Here is a 15,621-nt window from a genome sequence, read left to right as displayed (position 1 = left end):
GCACCCGTTCGGGTGGGCCGGCCCCGTCCGTCTGTAGAGGCCCGACAAACGCGACCCTGTGATGTTGTCGTGTCCGGTAGGCCGGGCGGGGGCCGCTCAGCCCGTCCGGAACGTGCAGGTGTGGGTGGCACAGCCGGTGCCGGGGGTGAGGCGCAGCCGCAGCGCCGGCCCGGTGGCCAGCACCTCGACCGCCGGATCGTGGGCGAGGACCGCGCGCACCGGCCGCGACCAGGTGATCTCCAGCGTATCGCCGGACCGTTCGGGGGCCGCGACGCACAGCCGCGCGGTCCGGCGGTCGCGCTCCTCGCGGACCAGGACGCTCGACGGGCCGCTGCTCATGAGGGCTCCGGCGCGGCCCGCCCGCCAGAAATTGGCGGCCGTTACGCCGAGCGGGTCGACCGCGACCGCCTGCCGCCCTTCGTCGTTGGCGAGCACGGTCAGCCAGCGGTGGTCGGCGGCCCGCGCGGCGAGGGTGCGGGGGGTGGCGCCCGGCATGAGGAGGTAGGCGTAGCGGGCGCCGTCCGGGTCGGTCCCGTGGTCGTGCCGGAGGGTGAGGTAGCGGCGGGTGAACGGCTCCGTGGAGGAGGTCGTGTTGATGTCGTGCCAGGAGCCGGTGCGGGCCTCGCGCAGCGCCGTGAGCGGCGCGCCGCCGGGGAAGACCCAGCCGCCGTGGCCGGCGAGGTGGGCCCAGTGGGCGCGGCGGAAGCAGGTGGTGCGGCCGAGCGCGCCGGACTGCCGCACGCCGTCGACGGTGAGCGCCTGGGTGCCGTCCTCCCCCAGGCAGCGGTTGTCGACGACGGTCTCGACGGGCACCCCGTCGCGGGCGGTGATGCCGGAGCCCAGGCAGACCACGCAGTCCGCGAGCGCGAACCAGGACTTCCGGGCGGTCAGCGTCGAGGACAGGCCGCGCAGGTCCTGGCCGATCGCGGCGAACTCGCCGTCGGTGGTGCCGCCGACCCAGCGGGCGGCGGGCTTCGGCTCGCCCCAGCCGCCGCCCTCGTTGTCGGCGAGCCGCTTGGTGGAGACGGTCGTGCCGGGCAGCCGGTAGGGGTCGACGGTGGGCCAGAAGGCGTCGGTGTACTGGTCGCCGCCGAAGTCGGCGCCCCACCAGTAGAGCATTCCGGCCCCGGTGTGCCAGCCGCGCGGGTTCTCGCCGTTGCCGTTCTCGTAGTACGCGATCCGGTCGGAGGCCATCGCGAGGCCGGCGGCCCACCCGGGGCGGCGGTGCACGGCGCGGTCCATGGCCGGGAAGAGCCGGTGGCCGACGGGTTCGGGGGCGGCGGGCACCGGGCCCTCGGCGATCTTCCGCAGCCGGGCCAGGTCGGCGACGGCGTACTGCCGGTCGGTGAGGACCGCGAGCGTCCGGTCGCGGGCCGCCCAGCCCTTGACCATGGCGTGCCAGCGGGTGCGCTCGGCGGGGCTCGCGCTCTCGGCGAGCAGGGCGACGGCGGCGATCAGCGCATGCCCGTGGAAGTGGTCGCTGCGCAGGATCCGCCGCTCGTCGCTGCGGAGGTAACCGCGGCTGACGGCACGGCCGTTGACGCTGTCCATCATCAGCCCGTTGAAGAGCAGCGGGGCGTAGGCGTGCTCGACGCTGTCGAGGACGATCTGCCGGGCCGGGTCGGTGACCTGCCAGGGCGAGGTGTCGAGCAGGGCGAACAGCCGGCCCAGGCCGTCCAGAAGGACGTAGCCGTAGGTGCCGGAGTAGGCGACCCAGGTGTGCTGGACGAACGAGCCGTCGGCGTAGAGCCCGTCGCCCTTGGTGACGTACGGGAAGACCGGCGAGAGGGCATCCCGGGCCAGCGCGATCTTCTGCGGGGACCGGCCGAGGATGCCGCGCAGGGCGACCACCCGGCACAGGTCGACGCGGTTGGCGCCGGTGCTGGTGCCGGTGTAGTCGCCGAGCATCGCGTCGGGGACGAAGTGGTCGACGGCGGCCAGGCAGCGGGTGCGCAGGTCACCGGGCAGGCCACCGCCGTCGGGCAGGTGCTCGTCCAGGATCGCGAGGGTGTCGAGGAGCAGCCTGGGGCTGCCGATCTGCCAGTCCCACCAGTTGCCGTAACGGGTGGTGTCGGTGTTGTAGACGGTGACGTCGAGGTGATCGAGGCCGGTGCGGACGGCGTCGGCGAGGCCGGGGTCGCCGGTACGGCCGGTGCCGCGCTGCGCGTACGCCTGGGCCATGGTGTTCAGCCGGCCGTAGCTCTGGGTGATGCCGGAGGACGAGTCGTAGCGGCAGTCGGGCCAGAGGGAGCCGGCGGTCGGCCGCATGCCGGCCCGGAAGGTGTCCGCGAGGTCGCCGGTCTCCTTCAGGGCGGCGGCGTACGGCGGGGCGGCGGCGTCGAAGCCGGCGCCGAGGGTGAGCGCACACCAGCGACTGCGCAGGGTGTCGTACACCTCACCGGCGGCGGGCAGGGGGGCGGCGGACGCGGGGTGGACGGCGGCGAGGGCGAGTGCGCTCGCGGTGGAGACGGTGAGAAATCCTCGGCGTGACCAGACGGACGGGGCGGGCTCGGTCGGCACGATCGGTCCTCTCCATGGCGTCAACTGGGGTGTGGCGCTGCGCACTTGGGAGTTTCCGATGGTCTAGCACGACCCCTCGCGGCACGGCAATGACCGCGCCGCAACGCCGCCCACCACCCGTCCGGCCGAGCCCGGCACCCCCTCCCGGAAGCCTTTTTTCGAGAGAGGTTGAAGATTGAACTAAATACCGCTACGCTGGCGATGTCGTTGAACGTTAAACCACCTGCTGTCCGCAGCACCCGTCCTGAGGAGGAGCCATGGCTCTGTTCACCCGCAAGCGCACCGCCGAGACCGCCGCCCCCGCCGCCGTCCTCGAGGCGGACCCCGCGCTCGCCGCGCTGACCGGCGACTACACCATCGACCCGGCCCACAGCAGCATCGGCTTCACCGTCCGGCACGCCATGGTCACCAACGTCCGCGGCACGTTCGGCGCCTACGAGGGCACGCTCGCCCTGGACGGCACCGACCCGTCCCGGTCCGCCGCCTCCCTGGACATCGAGATCGCGAGCATCGACACCGGCATCGCGGACCGCGACGCCCATCTGCGCGGTGCGGACTTCTTCGACGCCGAGAACTTCCCGCAGATGACCTTCCGCAGCACCGCCGCCGAGCGCGTGGACGGCGACCGCTACCGCATCACCGGCGACCTCACCCTCCGGGGCGTCACCAAGCCGCTCACCATCGACCTGGAGTTCAACGGCTCGGCCACCGATGTCTACGGCGCCCAGCGGGTCGGCTTCGAGGGCAGCGCCGAGATCCTCCGCTCCGACTGGGGCCTGACCTGGAACGCGGCACTGGAGGCCGGCGGCGTCATGGTCAGCGACAAGGTCAAGCTCAGCTTCGACATCTCCGCGGTCAAGGCGTAGCCGTTGGCCGACCGGGGGGCCTTGGTTGTGGACGTAAAGCGAAGCAGTCCACAGCCAAGGCCCCCCGGCCCGTTCCCTCCCGTTGGGGGAAAGTTGAAGGCCGGTGGCTACTCCTGCGGGTCGACCCCCGCCCGCAGCAAGCCGTACGCGTACGCGTCGTCCAGGGCCTGCCAGGACGCGGCGATGACGTTCTCCGCGACGCCGACGGTGGACCACTCGCCCCGGCCGTCGCTGGTGGAGACCAGGACCCGGGTGATCGAGCCGGTGCCCAGGGCGCCCTCCAGGATGCGGACCTTGTAGTCGACCAGTTCCATCGTGGCCAGCTGCGGATAGATCCGCTCCAGGCCGACCCGCAGCGCCCGGTCCAGGGCGTTGACCGGGCCGTTGCCCTCCGCGGTGGAGACGATCCGCTCGCCCTTGGCCCACAGCTTCACGGTCGCCTCGTTGGCGTGCGTACCGTCCGGGCGGTCCTCGACGATCGCCCGCCAGGACTCGACGTTGAAGTAGCGCAGCGGCTTGCCCTGCACCTCCTCGCGCAGCAGCAGCTCGAAGGAGGCGTCCGCGGCCTCGTACGTGTAGCCCGCCAGCTCGCGTTCCTTGACCCGGGCCACGACCCGGCCGACCAGCTCGCGGTCGCCGCCCAGCTCGAAGCCCAGCTCCTTGCCCTTGAGCTCGATGGAGGCGCGGCCGGCCATGTCGGAGACCAGCATCCGCATGGTGTTGCCGACCAGCGCCGGATCGATGTGCTGGTAGAGGTCCGGGTCGACCTTGATGGCGGAGGCGTGCAGCCCGGCCTTGTGCGCGAAGGCGGAGACGCCGACGTAGGGCTGGTGGGTGGAGGGGGTGAGGTTGACGACCTCGGCGATGGCGTGCGAGATCCGGGTGGTCTCGGCGAGCTTGCCCTCGGGCAGCACCCGGCGCCCGTACTTGAGCTCCAGCGCGGCGGCCACCGGGAAGAGGTTGGAGTTGCCGACCCGCTCGCCGTAGCCGTTGGCGGTGCACTGGACGTGGGTGGCGCCGGCGTCCACGGCGGCCAGGGTGTTGGCGACCGCGCAGCCGGTGTCGTCCTGGGCGTGGATGCCCAGCCGCGCCCCGGTGTCCGCGAGGACGGTCCGGACGACCGCGGTGATCTGCGCCGGCAGCATCCCGCCGTTGGTGTCGCAGAGCACCACCACATCCGCACCGGCCTCGCTCGCGGTGCGCACGACCTGCTTGGCGTACCCGGGGTCGAGCGCGTAGCCGTCGAAGAAGTGCTCACAGTCGAGGAAGACCCGGCGGCCCCGGTCACGGAGGTACGCGACGGTGTCCCGCACCATCGCGAGGTTCTCCTCCGGCGTGGTGCGCAGCGCCAGCTCGACGTGCCCCAGGTGGGACTTGGCCACCAGCGTGATGACCGGGGCCCCGGAGTCCAGGAGCGCGGCGACCTGGGGGTCGTCCTCGACGCGGACGCCGGCCTTGCGGGTGGCGCCGAACGCGACCAACTGGGCGTGCCGGAACTCGATCTCCGCGCGGGCACGCTGGAAGAACTCGGTGTCCCGCGGGTTGGCGCCGGGCCAGCCGCCCTCGATGAAGCCCACTCCGAAGTCGTCGAGGTGCCGCGCGATGGTCAGCTTGTCGGCGACGGTGAGGTTGATGCCCTCGCGCTGCGCGCCGTCGCGGAGGGTGGTGTCGAAGACGTGGAAGTCGTCGGACACCGCGCCGGCGGGGCGGGGGTCGGGCGTCGGCACCGGGTGGGCTGAGTGTGCGTCCGTCATGCTGGTCTGGCTCCTGTCGGGGATCTCGGTCTACCGGAATGACCGGTTCCACCGTCCCTCCATGTTCCCTCGCGCTCCGCGTCCGGTGGGGTGTGGGCCGGAAACGAAAAAACCTCTCGCGGGTGCGAGAGGTCTGCGCGCGGGTCTGGGACGACGGTGGCCGCGCCGTACTCGGGTCGTACGGGGCGGTCACTGCGGACCGGCGCGCCTGCTGCCAATAATCATGGCGAACGAGAGCACGGTCCGCAGTGTGCCATATCGGACGCACCGCGCACCCGGCGGTCTCACCATTCGGGCGAACTGTCCACGCCCGCCCAGCGGCGGAGCGCGGCGGTGGCCCGGTCCCGGTCCCGGGGCGCCAGCTGGGCGATGCTCGTGAGGTGGCCCGCGCCCGGCGCCAGACGGACGTGCGCGTCCCGGCTGCCCGGCCCCGTACGGAACGGTTCGGCCCGGGTGGGGTCATTCTCGCCGTACACGAAGAGCAGCTCACTTCCGTGGTTCCGGACCCAGCGGTCGATGTCGGGCATGGCGCCGGGCTGGAAGCGCAGCGGGATGCTGCGCGGTACGTACGTCCGCATCGACTGGATGCCCGGATGGCGCAGCAGGCCGGCCAGCTGCGGGGCGGCGAGGTCGACGAAGCCGAGCTGGGTGCCGAGCTGGTAGTAGGAGGCGCCTTCGCGGGCGAGCCAGTAGTCGCTGTAGCCCGCCAGTTGCATCTCCCCGTCGAACCAGGCGTACAGCGCGTCGGCGCCGGCCGTGGGCCGGGGAACGCTGCCGCAGTCCGCCCCTCCCCGGTGCATCCAGAAGCGCAGCGGCAGTTGCAGCACGGTGAGTTCCAGCACCCGGTCGGCGCTGCCGACGGTGTGGAAGGTGAAGCCCTGGCCGGCGGCCTCCCGTGCGACGCGGCCCGCCATCTCCGTCCGCCGGGCGCCCAGCATCTCGCGCTGCAGCGCGGTGAGCGCGGCGCGGCACTCAGGGGTGCCGATCCCCGCCAGGAAGCGGTCCTCGGCGGTGTCGTCCGTGTCGTCGGTGTTGTTCGGCGCCGAGTAGACGACGGAGCCGGCGACGTCGTGCGGGTGGAAGCGCCGGTGGTAGACGGTGGCCATACCGCCCTTGCTGGCACCGGTGGAGATCCACGCGGCGCGGTAGACCGTTCTGAGCGCCTGCACGATCCGGTGGTGGTCGTCCGCGGCCTGCCGGATGTCGAGCTTCGTCCAGTCGGTGGGGCGGGGGTGGGAGGTGCCGAAGTAGCGCTGCTCGACACTGATCTGGTTGCCGTCCAGGAGCCGGGTCGGCTCGGCACGGGACGCGGGGTCCTGGAAGTCGAGGTCGTAGCCGCCGGTGTGGAGCACCATCGGCCGGTCGGTGGACCGGTGGAGCAGGAACAGCCGCTGCTCGAAGCTGCCCCGGCCGGGGTGCCGGTGGTCGACGGGCTGGCGGTAGGCGAGCGCGAAGGAGCGGTAGCCGGTCGGCGCGGGGTTCTCCTTGACCACCCGCATTCCGGGGACGGCCGCGATCCTGGCGCGGATGTCGGTGGCGGCGGTGCGGGGCGGGGCCGGGTGTGCCGCGGCGGGCCGGGCGGTGGCCACGGACGGCGACGCGGCGGCCGGGACCAGCAGCCCGGCCAGCAGCAGCGGCATGAGCAGGTGCCTCGTTTTCCTCATGCCACCCAGCCAAGCCGCCCGGCACCGGGCCGCGGATCCCCCGCTCATGGGAACGGCCTCCCCCGGGTGGGGGAGGCCGCATGCCCGCGGTGGCGCGCTCAGTCGGCGACGGCCGCCCGGCCGGGCACCACCGGGCCGGTGGCCGGATCCGCTTCGGCGCCGACCCGGTGCAGATCGATGGTGCGGGTCTCCCGCATGGTGATGTAGACGATCAGCGAGACGGCCGCGCATCCCGCCACGTACCAGTAGTAGCCGGATTCGATGCCGCCGTCCTTGAACCACAGGGCGACGTACTCCGCGGTGCCGCCGAACAGCGCGTTGGCGATGGCGTACGGCAGGGCGACGCCCAGTGCGCGGATGCCGGTGGGGAACAGCTCGGCCTTCACACAGGCGTTGATCGAGGTGTAGCCGGTGACCACGACCAGGGCCAGCAGCGAGAGCCCGAGGGCCGGCCAGAAGCTGCCGGCGTGCTTGAGCAGCGTCATGATCGGCACGGTGAGGAACGTCGAGCCGACCGCGAAGGTGATCAGCAGCGGCCGCCGGCCGATCCGGTCGGAGAGCTTCCCGGCCAGCGGCTGGAGGCACATGAACAGGAACAGGGCGCAGAAGCTGACCAGCGAGGCGGTCGGCTTGGCCATCCCGGCGCTGCCCGAGAGGTACTTGGTGAGGTACGTCGTGTACGTGTAGTACGCGACGGTGCCGCCCATGGTGAGCGCGATGACCAGGAACGCCTCGCGCTTGTGGGCCAGCAGCGCCTTGAGGGTGCCGCGGGCCGGGTCGGCGTGGGCGCCCTCGTCCTGGGCGTAGACCTCGGTCTCCAGCATGTTGCGGCGCAGGTAGAAGACGATCGCGGCGCCGAGCGCGCCGATGATGAACGGGATCCGCCAGGCCCAGCTGTGCAGCGCGTCCTCGGACAGCGTGCGCTGGAGCACGATCTGCAGGCCGAGGCCGACCAGCTGCCCCGCGGTCATCGACACGTACTGGAAGCTGGAGGCGAAGCCGCGCTGGCCGGGCGCGGACGCCTCGGTGAGGTAGGTGGCGCTGGCCGCGTACTCCCCGCCGACCGAGAGCCCCTGCAGCATCCGGGCGAGGAGCAATACCGCCACCCCGCCGTAGCCGGCGACGCCGTACGTGGGCGCGATCGCGATCAGGATCGCCGAGGCGGACATCAGCGTGACGGTCAGCGTCAGCGCGGCCTTGCGGCCCCGCCGGTCGCCGACCCGGCCGAGCACCCAGCCGCCCACCGGTCGCATGAAGAAGCCGACGGCGAAGATCCCCATGGTGTTCATGAGGTTGGCGGTGTCATTCCCCTTCGGGAAGAACGCATCGGCGAAGTAGACCGCGAAACTGGCGTAGACGAACCAGTCGAACCACTCGACCATGTTGCCGGCCGAGCCGACCCAGATCTTCTTCCATTGCTCTCGTCCCATAGCCGATCACGGTCTCGGACCGGGGGGCCTTCGGCAAGAGCCGCGTCGGCAACGATCGCGCGTACTTGAGTGCGTTGTGGTCACGGACGCGGGACGCTGAGCGACTCGTCCAGAAAGTCGCGTATGTGCGTCCGGACCTGTTCGCGGTCGGTGCCCGGCAGGCCGACCACGAGGTGGGTGCCGAAGCCGTCGAGGAGCGCCCGCAGGCGGGTGGCGAAGCGCTCGGCGTCGACCGGCCGGAACTCGCCCTTCGAGGCGCCTTCGACGAGGAGGGCCACCAGGTCGCGGTGCCAGGCGAGTTCCAGGTCGAGCTGGCGCTCGCGGGTCTCCTCGTCGGCGTTCTGCGAGCGGTTCCACACCTCCAGCCACAGCGTCCAGCGCGGATCGCGGTGGCCCTCGGGGAGATAGAGGTCGACCAGCGCTTCCAGGCGTTCCCGGGCGGGGTCGCGGCGGGAGAGGGCGGCCCGGCGCTCGGCACCGAGCTGCTCCTCGCTCCACTGGAGGGTCTGCAGCAGCAACTCGTCCTTCGTACCGAAGTAGTAGAGGATGTGGCCGCTGCTCATGCCGACCTCGCGGCCCAGCCCCGCCATCGTCAGCCGGTCCAGGCCCTCCTCCGCGATGGTCGCCATAGCGGCGGCGAGGACCTGCTCACGGGGCTGGCTGAGCCGGCGCCGGGGACGGCGCACGGGACCGGGCACGGGGACCTCCGGGTCGCTGGACGGGGCCTGGTGGTCAGGCCGACGGCTGCTGCTGGGTGATGCAGTGGATACCGCCACCCGCTGCGAAGATCGTACGGGCGTCCACGAGGGTCACCGTCCGCCCGGGGAAGAGCCGGCGGAAGATGGCGGCCGCCTCCTCGTCGCGCGGATCGTCGAAGGCGCACAGCACCACGCCATCGTTGCAGAGGTAGTGGTTGATGTAGGAGTAGTCGACCAGCTCGCCGTGCTCCTCGATCACGGTCGGCGCGGGGATCTCGACGACCTCCAGCTCCCGGCCCCTGGCGTCCGTGGACGCGCGCAGCAGCTTGACGATCTCGTTGCAGATGGCGTGGTCGGGGTGGTCCGGGTTCGGCTGGGTGTGCACCATCACGACACCGGGGCGGGCGAAGGCGGCGACGATGTCGACGTGGCCGCGGGTGCCGAACTGGCCGTAGTCGGCGGCCAGGCCGCGCGGCAGCCAGATCGCCTTGGTGGTGCCGAGGTGGGCGTGGATCTCGGCCTCGACCTCTTCCTGGGTGCGGCCGGGGTTGCGGCCCGGGTCGAGCTGCACCGTCTCGGTGAGCAGGACGGTGCCCTCGCCGTCGATGTGGATGCCGCCGCCCTCGTTGACCAGCGGGGTGGCGTAGCGGCGGGCGCCGGCCAGCGCCGAGACCTGCTCGGCGATCTTCTCGTCGAGTTCCCAGCGGGCCCACTCCTGGGCTCCCCAGCCGTTGAACACCCAGTCGGTGGCGGCGAGGTTGCCCTTGCCGTCGGTGAGGAAGGTGGGGCCGATGTCGCGCATCCAGGCGTCGTTCAGCGGGCGCTCGACGACGTCGATGTCGTCGCCGAGGAGCGCGCGGGCGCCGGTGAGCTGGCCGGGGCCGGCCACGACGGTGACCGGCTCGTACCGGCGGACCGCGCGGGCCACGGCGGCCCATGCCGTACGGGCCTCGGCCAGCGTCTCGCCGCCCTCCTCGCCGAACGTGAAGTTGGGGCCGGGCCAGGCCATCCAGGTGCGCTCGTGCCGGGCCCACTCCGGGGGCATGCGGAAGCCGTCGGCGGCAGGGGTGTTCATGCGGGGGTCCTCAGGGTCGTGGCCGAAGGGGCGGGCGGGGCGGGTCACAGGAAGTAGAGCCGGGACAGCGAGACGGTCTCGGCCGCCTCGGAGCGCATCGGGTCGCCGTCGAGGGTGACCAGTCCGCTGCGCCCGTCGACCTGGACGTCGCCGACCCGGGAGTTGTGGACGAGGTCGCCCGGGCCGATGCCGCGGGTGCCGCGGACGGCGACCCGGCGGCGGCGGGTGGGCAGGTGGTCGCCGCCCTGCGCGACCGCGGCGGCCGCGACGAAGGCGACCGAGATCTCGGCGGGCGTCGCGCCGTGTGCCCCGAACTGCGGGCCGAGCACCAGCGGTTCGCAGGTGTCGGTGGCGGCGTTGGGGTCGCCGGTGACGCCGTACGCGGGGAAGCCGGACTTCAGCACCAGCTGCGGCTTGGCGCCGAAGAACTGCGGCTTCCACAGCACGATGTCGGCCATCTTGCCGACCTCGATCGACCCGATCTCGTGCGAGAGGCCGTGGGCGAGGGCCGGGTTGATGGTGAGCTTGGCGATGTAGCGGAGCACCCGGGCGTTGTCGTCGTGCGGGCCGTCCCCCTCCATCGGACCGAGCTCGGCCTTCATCTTGCCGGCCATCGCGAACGTACGGCGGACGGTCTCGCCGGCCCGGCCCATGCCCTGCGCGTCGGAGGAGGTGATGCCGATCGCCCCGAGGTCGTGCAGCACGTCCTCGGCGCCCATGGTCCCGGCGCGGATGCGGTCGCGGGCCATCGCGGCGTCACCGGGCAGGTCGGTCTTCAGGTCGTGGACCGAGACGATCATGCCGTAGTGCTCGGCGACCGCGTCCCGCCCGAAGGGGAGGGTGGGGTTGGTCGACGAGCCGATGACATTGGGGACGCCGGCCATCTTCAGGACGTTGGGGACGTGCCCGCCGCCGCAGCCCTCGATGTGGAAGGCGTGGATGGTGCGGCCGTCCAGGACCCGCAGGGTGTCCTCGACGGTGAGGCATTCGTTGAGGCCGTCGCTGTGCAGGGCGACCTGGACGTCGTGGTCCTCGGCGACCCGCAGCGCGGTGTCCAGGGCGCGGGCGTGCGCGCCCATGTCCTCGTGCACCTTGAAGCCGCAGGCGCCGCCCTCGGCGAGCGCCTCGACCAGCGGGGCGTCGCCCGAGGAGGAACCGCGGCCCAGGAAGCCGATGTTGACCGGCCAGGCGTCGAAGGCGCCGAAGGCGTGCCCCAGTGCCCAGGGCGAGTTGACGCCGACGCCCCAGACCGGGCCGAACTCCTGGCCGATGATCGTGGTGACGCCGGACGCCAGCGACGCCTCCATGACGCGCGGCGAGAGCAGATGGACGTGGGTGTCCACGGCGCCGGCGGTGGCGATCATGCCCTCGCCGGAGACGATCGAGGTGCCGGTGCCGACGACCACGTCGACACCGTCGAGGGTGTCGGGGTTGCCGGCCCGCCCGATCGCGTGGATCCGGCCCTCGCGGATGCCGATGGACACCTTGCGGATGCCCTGGATCGCGTCGATGACCAGGACGTTGCTGATCACCACGTCGCAGGTCTCGCGGACCGCGGCGGCCTTGAGCAGCAGCCCGTCGCGGGCGGTCTTGCCGAAGCCGGCCAGGAACTCGTCACCGGGCTTCTGTGCGTCCGACTCGACCCGGACGACCAGGCCCGAGTCGCCGAGGACCACCCGGTCGCCGGCCCGCGGGCCGTGCACCGACGCGTACTCGTGAGGGTCGATGGTCATGCCTGCTCCTCCGCTCCCAGGTAGCCGCAGGCGACGGCTCGCCGCAGCGCTTCTTCCTTCGCGCCCGGCGCGTCCAGCGGGCCGTCGACGAGACCGGCGAATCCGATCGCGATCCGGTCGCCGCCGATCGGCACCAGACCGACCTCCGCGCTGCCGCCGGGGTCGAACCGCACCGACGAGCCGGCCGGCACGCACAGCCGCATGCCGTACCCGGCGGCGCGGTCGAACTCCAGCCGCGGGTTGGCCTCGAAGAAGTGGAAGTGCGAGGTGACGCTGATCGGCACCGCCGCGGTGTTGCGCACGGTCAGCACCACCGCGGGCTCGCGCTCCGGGTCCGCCGGGCCGGGGAGCACCGCGCCGGGCGCGGGCGCCGCGGCCAGCTCGGCCGCCGCGGCCGGCGCACCCGCGCCGATCGGATCGCTGACCACCGCGAGCCGGGAGCCGTCGTCGAAGACGGCCTCCACATGCACCTCGGTGACCACGTCGGCCACGCCCGGCAGCACATCGTCCGGGCCGAGCACGCTGCGTGCCGCCTCGATGGCTTGAGCGAGGCGGCGCCCGTCCCGCGCCGCCTCGCAGACTGTGTCCGCGATCAACGCGGTCGCCTCGGGCACATTCAGCCGCAGTCCGCGGGCCCGGCGCGTCCGCGCCAGCTCGGCTGCGCCGAACAGCAGCAGCCGGTCGCGTTCCGTCGGAGTCAGCCGCATCCCGTCACACCTTCCAGCTCGATTAGAGCATCACTCTAACCATGAAATCAGTCAACACGAAAGCATTGACCTGAGCCATTGGGATGAGCGACATTGAACGCTGTTCTAAATAAGCGGTGAATAGAGCACCGCTCAAATGATCTCGCCGGCGGCCCCACAGCGGCCGCGGGCCCGGGCCCCGCCCGTCACGGGCACCGCCCCACCTCTCGGAGCACTGCACGCAGAGCACTGCTCACACACTGTTGTCCGGCCTCTCAGGGGAGCCTCATGCCGATCGAACAACGCGGAGTCGACACCATCCCGGACGAGGAGCGCACCAGCGGTCCCCGCGACCTGATCTCGATCCTGCTCGGATCGAACCTCGCTCTCGGCGTGGTGATCTTCGGTTGGCTACCGGTCTCGTTCGGCCTGGGCTTCTGGGGTTCGGTCAGCTCCCTGGCGGCCGGCACCCTCGTCGGCGCGGTCCTCACCGCCCCGCTCGCGCTGGTCTCGCTGCGCAGCGCGACCAACCTCTCGACCAGCAGCGGCGCCCACTTCGGCGTGCGCGGGCGGCTCATCGGCTCGGTGATCGGCCTGCTGCTGTCGCTCGGCTACACCGCGCTGACCCTGTGGGTCGGCGGCGACGCCATGGTCGGCTGTCTGCACCGCCTGGTCGGCCTGCCGGCCGGCGGCGCGTCGTACGCCGTCGTCTACGCGGTGCTGGCGGGCTGTACGGCCGTGGGCGCGGTGTACGGCTACCGGGTGCTGCTGCGGATGAGCAAGGTGCTCTCCGTCGGTCTTACGGTGCTGCTCGCGGTCGGGGTGTTCGCCTACGCGCAGCACTTCACCACCGCGCCGGTGCCCGGCACCTCGTACGCGCTGGGCGGCTTCTGGCAGACCTGGCTGCTGGCGGCCGTCTCCGCCGGGCTCAGCGGCCCGATCGCCTTCATCACCCTGCTCGGCGACTACAGCCGCTACATCTCGCCCCGCCGCCACTCCTCGAAGAAGGTCTTCGCCGCCACCTACCTCGGCCTGGTGGCGGGACTGCTGGTGCCGCAGCTCTTCGGCACCTTCAGCGCCCTCGCGGTCGGGGCGGGTGACGACTACGCGGGCCCGCTGGTGGCCGGCGCCCCCTTCTGGTACCTGGTCTTCCTGCTGGCCAACGCCTCGGCCGGCTCGGTGGGCAACTCCGGCCTGATGCTCTACAGCATGGGCCTCGACCTGGACGCGATCCTGCCGCGGGCGACCCGCACCCAGGCCACGTACGTCGTCGCGGCCGTGGCGACCGCGCTCGTCTACGCCGGCCACTTTCTGTGGGCGGCGCAGGACGCGATGACCTCGTTCGTGCTGCTGATGACCGCCATCGGCACGCCGTGGGCGGTGATCACCGTGATCGGCTTCCTGCGGTGCCGGGGCGCGTACGACCCGGAGTCGCTGCAGGTCTACAACCGCGGCACCCGGGGCGGCGTGTACTGGTACAAGGCCGGCTGGAACGTCCAGGCCACCGTCGCCTGGGCGCTGGGCTCCGCGGTCGGGCTGATGGGCGTGGACACGCCCTTCTACCAGGGGCCGCTGCTGCCGTACACCGGCGGCATCGACATCAGCTTCCTGCTGGCGGCGGCGGTGGCCGGCGTGGCCTACCTGGCGCTCACCGCCCGCGACCCGCGGCCGGTCCCGGCGCTGCGGACCGTCTCGCCCGCCGTCGCGCCGGAGACGCCCGCGGAGGTCGGCTGACGCCCCGCCGCGACGCCGAGGCCGCCCCCGACACACGTCGGAGGCGGCCTCGGTCATGTCCGGGGCACGCCCGGTGGGCGGATCAGCCCAGGGGGTGCATCCAGCCGTGCTCGTCCTCGGTGATGCCGCGCTGGATGTCCAGCAGCGCCTCGCGCAGCTTCAGCGTGACCTTGCCCGGCTCGCCGCCGGACTGGTTCCACTCGCCGCCCGCGCTCTTGACCGTGCCGACCGGCGTGATCACGGCGGCGGTGCCGCAGGCGAAGACCTCGGTGAGGGTGCCGTTCTCGGTGTCGGCCTTCCACCGGTCGATGGAGACCCGGCCCTCCTCCGCGGTGTAGCCCAGGTCGCGGGCGACGGACAGCAGGGAGTCACGGGTGACGCCGGCGAGCAGGGAGCCGGTGAGCGTGGGCGTGACGATCTTGTCGCCGTAGACGAAGTAGAGGTTCATCCCGCCGAGCTCCTCGACCCACTTGTGCTCCACGGCGTCGAGGTAGGCGACCTGGTCGCAGCCGTGCACCGCGGCCTCGGCCTGCGCGAGCAGCGACGCGGCGTAGTTGCCGCCGGTCTTGGCGTCGCCCACACCGCCGGGGACGGCCCGCACGCGGTTCTCCGACAGCCAGATGGAGACCGGCTTGACGCCACCGGCGAAGTACGCGCCGGCCGGCGAGGCGATGACCACGAAGAGGTACTCGTTGGCGGGCTTGACCCCGAGGCCCACCTCGGTGGCGATCATGAACGGCCGCAGGTAGAGCGACTCCTCGCCGCCGTGCGCCGGCACCCAGTCCTTGTCCTGCTGGACGAGCAGGTCACACGCCTCGATGAAGGTCTCGACGGGCAGCTCCGGCATGGCCAGGCGGCGGGCCGAGGACTGGAAGCGCCGGGCGTTGGCGTCGGGGCGGAAGGTGGCGACGGAGCCGTCGGGCTGGCGGTACGCCTTGAGGCCCTCGAAGATCTCCTGTGCGTAGTGCAGGACGTTGGTCGCCGGGTCGAGGGAGAGCGGTCCGTACGGCACGAGCTGTCCGTCGTGCCAGCCGCGGCCCTCCGTCCACTTGATCGTCACCATGTGATCAGTGAAATGGCGGCCGAAACCGGGGGCCGCCAGGATCTGCTCCCGCTCCGCTGCGGACAGCGGGTGCGAGGAGGGCTTGAGCTCGATCGTGGGCGTCGTCATGTATGCGTGTCCTTCACTGCGTGTTCCGATACCGCTCGTCACCGGCCCAGCCCTCCGGCCGGGGGTCGGGGGGTCGGCCCCCATCTTGCGGTACCGGTGCGGTCTGTGGCAGCCGCGCTCACGAGGATCTTCTGAACGTACCGGTCGTTACTGGGACGTCCGAGTTTCCTCGCGGACGGCGCTACCACGTCCGATTATCGCTCGTGGGTGTCCGCCGCCGGAACCGGTGTGCGCGGTCCGGGTCCGATGGTCGCACTCAACCGGGCGGGAGCCCAGGGGTGCCGACGCGG

At 72.2% G+C, this 15,621-nt stretch carries 11 protein-coding genes; 2 read left to right on the top strand and 9 right to left on the bottom strand.

Annotated features, from left to right (window positions below):
• Positions 1–96: 96 nt before the first annotated feature.
• Positions 97–2,520 carry a polysaccharide lyase 8 family protein gene (locus tag OO62_RS09670; RefSeq protein ID WP_033266858.1) on the bottom strand — a complete coding sequence of 808 codons (2,424 nt, stop codon included), beginning with the start codon at positions 2,518–2,520 and terminating at the stop codon, positions 97–99.
• A 257-nt stretch (positions 2,521–2,777) separates the two neighbouring features.
• Here OO62_RS09670 and OO62_RS09665 point away from each other — a divergent pair, with 257 nt between their 5' ends.
• The gene (locus tag OO62_RS09665) at positions 2,778–3,386 is read left to right on the top strand and encodes a YceI family protein (RefSeq protein WP_033266857.1); all 609 of its coding nucleotides are present in this window, start codon (positions 2,778–2,780) and stop codon (positions 3,384–3,386) included.
• Positions 3,387–3,493: 107 nt separating this feature from the next.
• Here the strand turns inward: OO62_RS09665 and cimA are convergent, their stop codons facing one another.
• From cimA to ureA, 7 genes are all read right to left on the bottom strand, one after another.
• Positions 3,494–5,140: a citramalate synthase gene (gene cimA / locus OO62_RS09660; protein ID WP_180290200.1), complete on the bottom strand. Its 1,647-nt coding sequence runs from the start codon at positions 5,138–5,140 to the stop codon at positions 3,494–3,496.
• 284 nt (positions 5,141–5,424) lie between these two features.
• Positions 5,425–6,804, bottom strand: coding sequence for a S28 family serine protease (locus tag OO62_RS09655; RefSeq protein ID WP_051732927.1), 1,380 nt, complete (start codon positions 6,802–6,804; stop codon positions 5,425–5,427).
• Positions 6,805–6,902: 98 nt separating this feature from the next.
• Positions 6,903–8,234, bottom strand: a complete 1,332-nt coding sequence (locus tag OO62_RS09650) for an MFS transporter (protein ID WP_033266856.1) — start codon at positions 8,232–8,234, stop codon at positions 6,903–6,905.
• An 80-nt stretch (positions 8,235–8,314) separates the two neighbouring features.
• Positions 8,315–8,932: a TetR/AcrR family transcriptional regulator gene (locus OO62_RS09645; RefSeq protein ID WP_033266855.1), complete on the bottom strand. Its 618-nt coding sequence runs from the start codon at positions 8,930–8,932 to the stop codon at positions 8,315–8,317.
• Positions 8,933–8,966: 34 nt separating this feature from the next.
• Positions 8,967–10,007 (bottom strand): agmatine deiminase family protein, encoded by a 1,041-nt coding sequence (locus OO62_RS09640; protein WP_033266854.1) that lies wholly within the window; start codon positions 10,005–10,007, stop codon positions 8,967–8,969.
• A 44-nt stretch (positions 10,008–10,051) separates the two neighbouring features.
• Positions 10,052–11,740, bottom strand: coding sequence for an urease subunit alpha (locus tag OO62_RS09635; RefSeq protein WP_051732924.1), 1,689 nt, complete (start codon positions 11,738–11,740; stop codon positions 10,052–10,054).
• Complete coding sequence (ureA, locus tag OO62_RS09630) at positions 11,737–12,447, bottom strand: urease subunit gamma (RefSeq protein ID WP_033266853.1); 711 nt, start codon at positions 12,445–12,447, stop codon at positions 11,737–11,739. The genes OO62_RS09635 and ureA overlap by 4 nt, the downstream gene beginning before the upstream one ends.
• Positions 12,448–12,714: 267 nt before the next feature.
• On the opposite strand from ureA, the gene OO62_RS09625 reads away from it, so the two are divergent.
• Positions 12,715–14,160 carry a cytosine permease gene (locus OO62_RS09625; RefSeq protein ID WP_033266852.1) on the top strand — a complete coding sequence of 482 codons (1,446 nt, stop codon included), beginning with the start codon at positions 12,715–12,717 and terminating at the stop codon, positions 14,158–14,160.
• 82 nt (positions 14,161–14,242) lie between these two features.
• Here the strand turns inward: OO62_RS09625 and OO62_RS09620 are convergent, their stop codons facing one another.
• The gene (locus OO62_RS09620) at positions 14,243–15,331 is read right to left on the bottom strand and encodes a branched-chain amino acid aminotransferase (RefSeq protein ID WP_033266851.1); all 1,089 of its coding nucleotides are present in this window, start codon (positions 15,329–15,331) and stop codon (positions 14,243–14,245) included.
• Between the last annotated feature and the right edge of the window lie 290 nt (positions 15,332–15,621).

The sequence above is a fragment of the Streptomyces lydicus genome, from assembly GCF_000717345.1.
GTDB lineage: Bacteria > Actinomycetota > Actinomycetes > Streptomycetales > Streptomycetaceae > Streptomyces > Streptomyces lydicus.
The sequence above is the reverse complement of the archived record's forward strand: the minus strand, read 5'-3'. Positions and strand labels throughout refer to the sequence as shown.

Excerpts from the sequence above, each read along its gene's own strand:
- OO62_RS09625 (WP_033266852.1), top strand. The coding sequence starts at position 12,715 with ATGCCGATCGAACAACGCGGAGTCGACACCATCCCGGACGAGGAGCGC.
- OO62_RS09650 (WP_033266856.1), bottom strand. The coding sequence starts at position 8,234 with ATGGGACGAGAGCAATGGAAGAAGATCTGGGTCGGCTCGGCCGGCAAC.
- cimA (WP_180290200.1), bottom strand. The coding sequence starts at position 5,140 with ATGACGGACGCACACTCAGCCCACCCGGTGCCGACGCCCGACCCCCGC.
- OO62_RS09620 (WP_033266851.1), bottom strand. The coding sequence starts at position 15,331 with ATGACGACGCCCACGATCGAGCTCAAGCCCTCCTCGCACCCGCTGTCC.
- ureA (WP_033266853.1), bottom strand. The coding sequence starts at position 12,447 with ATGCGGCTGACTCCGACGGAACGCGACCGGCTGCTGCTGTTCGGCGCA.
- OO62_RS09635 (WP_051732924.1), bottom strand. The coding sequence starts at position 11,740 with ATGACCATCGACCCTCACGAGTACGCGTCGGTGCACGGCCCGCGGGCC.
- OO62_RS09655 (WP_051732927.1), bottom strand. The coding sequence starts at position 6,804 with ATGAGGAAAACGAGGCACCTGCTCATGCCGCTGCTGCTGGCCGGGCTG.
- OO62_RS09665 (WP_033266857.1), top strand. The coding sequence starts at position 2,778 with ATGGCTCTGTTCACCCGCAAGCGCACCGCCGAGACCGCCGCCCCCGCC.
- OO62_RS09640 (WP_033266854.1), bottom strand. The coding sequence starts at position 10,007 with ATGAACACCCCTGCCGCCGACGGCTTCCGCATGCCCCCGGAGTGGGCC.